This is a genomic window from Reyranella sp. (assembly GCF_004296935.1).
Classification (GTDB): Bacteria; Pseudomonadota; Alphaproteobacteria; order Reyranellales; family Reyranellaceae; genus Reyranella.
The window spans coordinates 1-2,717 of the sequence record NZ_SCVH01000002.1 but is presented as its reverse complement, the minus strand read 5'-3'; the positions used below and the strand labels follow the sequence as shown (position 1 = coordinate 2,717).

General features: G+C 66.5%; 4 protein-coding genes. 2 read left to right on the top strand and 2 right to left on the bottom strand.

The features are described from left to right. On the top strand, positions 1 to 1,054 hold a 1,054-nt coding region (groEL, locus tag EPO55_RS00220; RefSeq protein WP_296334350.1), incomplete at its 5' end, for a chaperonin GroEL. Positions 1,055 to 1,128: 74 nt separating this feature from the next. Next, a complete protein-coding gene (locus EPO55_RS00215; RefSeq protein WP_296334348.1) occupies positions 1,129 to 1,551 on the top strand; it encodes an NUDIX hydrolase in 423 nt (140 codons plus the stop codon). Here EPO55_RS00215 and EPO55_RS00210 read toward each other — a convergent pair. After that, on the bottom strand, positions 1,488 to 2,561 hold the full coding sequence (locus EPO55_RS00210; protein WP_296334346.1) for a hypothetical protein: 1,074 nt from the start codon (positions 2,559 to 2,561) through the stop codon (positions 1,488 to 1,490). The two genes, EPO55_RS00215 and EPO55_RS00210, sit on opposite strands and share 64 nt — an antisense overlap. After that, positions 2,554 to 2,715, bottom strand: a complete 162-nt coding sequence (locus EPO55_RS26105; RefSeq protein ID WP_363718169.1) for a DUF1330 domain-containing protein — start codon at positions 2,713 to 2,715, stop codon at positions 2,554 to 2,556. The genes EPO55_RS00210 and EPO55_RS26105 overlap by 8 nt, the downstream gene beginning before the upstream one ends. Positions 2,716 to 2,717: the final 2 nt, after the last annotated feature.

Sequence of the window (2,717 nt, the reverse complement as noted above, 5' to 3'; positions counted from 1 at the left end):
CGGCTATCTCTCGCCGTACTTCATCACCAACGCCGACAAGATGATCGCCGAGCTCGACTCGCCGTACATCCTGCTGTTCGAGAAGAAGCTCTCGGGCCTGCAGGCGATGCTGCCGGTGCTTGAGGCGGTCGTGCAGTCGGGCAAGCCGCTGCTGATCATCGCCGAGGACGTCGAGGGCGAGGCCCTGGCGACCCTGGTCGTGAACAAGCTGCGCGGTGGCCTCAAGATCGCCGCCGTCAAGGCGCCGGGCTTCGGCGATCGCCGCAAGGCGATGCTCGAGGACATGGCGATCCTGACCGGTGGTCAGCTGATCTCCGAGGACCTCGGCATCAAGCTCGAGAACGTCACGCTCGACATGCTCGGCAAGGCCAAGAAGGTCATCGTCGAGAAGGAAAACACCACGATCGTCGACGGCTCGGGCAAGAAGGCGGATCTCCAGGCCCGCATCGCCCAGATCCGTGCGCAGATCGAGGAGACCACCTCGGACTACGACCGTGAGAAGCTCCAGGAGCGCCTGGCCAAGCTCGCGGGCGGTGTTGCCATCATCAAGGTCGGCGGCGCCACCGAAGTCGAAGTGAAGGAAAAGAAGGACCGCGTTGACGACGCCATGCACGCCACCAAGGCGGCAGTCGAAGAGGGTGTTGTCGCCGGCGGCGGTGCTGCTCTGCTCTATGCGATCCGGGCGCTCGACAAGATCCGTTCGAGCAACGACGACCAGAAGGTCGGCATCGAGATCGTGCGTCGTGCGCTGCAGTCGCCGGTCCGCCAGATCGCCGAGAACGCCGGCTACGACGGCGCGGTGGTTGCGGGCAAGATGCTCGAGCAGAAGGACCACAACTTCGGCTTCGACGCCCAGAAGGGCGACTATGTCGACATGATCAAGTCGGGCATCATCGATCCGGTGAAGGTCGTGCGCACCGCGCTGCAGGACGCCGCCTCGGTGGCCGGCCTGCTCGTGACGACCGAAGCCATGGTCGCCGAGCGTCCCGAGAAGAAGGCCCCGATGGGCATGCCGCCGGGTGGCGACGGCGGAATGGGCGGCATGGACTTCTAGTCCAGCCGACGACGAGACTTGGAGAGGGCCGGGGAGCGATCCCCGGCCCTTCTTCTTTGCGCTAGGATTGGCCGATGAATGTCCCTCCATTGTCCGTGAAGGCCGTCGTGCTGCACCAGGGCCGCGTGCTGCTGCTGGTGAACGAGCGCGACGAATGGGATCTGCCGGGCGGGCGTCCCGAAGCGGGTGAAGATCACCGCACGGCGCTCGCGCGCGAGGTGCGGGAAGAGACAGGACTCAGCGTCGAGATCGGCGCCTTTCTCGACGAGCATCTGTTCGAGGTCCTGCCGCAGCGCTTCGTGCGCATCGTGGCCTTTGGCTGCACGCTGGCGGGCACCGCCGACGTGACCTTGAGCGACGAACACAGTGATGCCCACTGGCTGCCGCTCGACCAACTCGGCCCGTCGGTCGCCGGTCGACGGTTGCCGGCAGGCTACCTCGGCGCGATCCGCCAACTGATCTCCCAGCCGCGGTCGCCCAGCGCGCGCGAGGTCTGAACCGCGAGGAACCGGTCGTGCGCGGCGGCGGCGCCGAGCCAGAGTTCATTCCAGGCATCGAAGGCGAGCAGGGGATCGGCAAGAGTGAGTTCGCGAGCAACGCGCCAGCCCGCCAGCTTCACGAGGACATGGCCGTCCTTCTCCCCGGTCGATACCTCTTCGCCCTCGGCCTGAAGGATCGCCGACAGCCAGCGGCCAAAATCGCGGGCGCTCAAAAGATCGCCGCGCTCGACATCGGTCGGTAGATCCATATCGCGCGCCGTCTCCTCGTGGAATTGCAGCCCGATCAGGCGCGCGACTCGGCCCAGTTCCGTCTGGGCGTCGACCGGCCCCAGAAGCTCCTGCAGGGTCGGCAGCATGGTCCGCACATATTCCAGCGCATAGGCGCGGAACGTCTTTAGCCGCCGTTCCTCGGGCCAGCTCGCGGTCTCGAGCTTGGGCTGCGCGTTCCAGTCGACACGCGGCATCGCCTCGGTGCCGTAGGCGAAGCGCACGCGCTCCTCCTCTTTCAGCGGCCGGCCGTAGTCGAAATAGTAGCCTTCGAGACCCGGCATGCCATCGACCGTCATGCCGGTGCAGACGAACCCCAGCCCCGGGTTCTTGAGCGAGACGCCGTTATGGCCGTGCCAGCCGTGCAGCATGGCGGCCGATACCGAATGCGGGACGGCGGCGATCGCCGTGCCCTTCCAGATCCAGCGCGGCGGCGGATAGCGCACCCACGCCTTCCTGTCGCTTTCGCGCAGGTAGCCGGTCTTCACGCCGCCCAGTGCGTTGGAGTGATAGTGGTAGAGCGCGCAGGCCGGTGCGTCGGGCTCGCCGGCGAGCCCGAGCTTCTGCAGGCCGGGCAGGAATTTTTCCAGATGCTGGCGGCGGAAGTGGCGCAGCACATACTCGCGCGCCGTGTCCTCGCCGCGCCGGGTCACGAGACCCAGCACCAGCGCCGTCATCAGTGCGTTGTAGAGCGTGCCGACCGCCTTGAAGGCGGCCGCATTCGCTCCGGAGCTAGCCACTGTAACCGTCGACGAGGATGGCCTTCGACTTGCCGGCCTTCAGTCGCATGGCGAGGATCGGCTTGTAGTGGTCGGAGTGGTAGAACTCCTCGGCCTTCTCGTAGCTCGGGAACTCGAGCACGACGACGCGTGGCGGCACCCAGCCGCCTTCCAGGG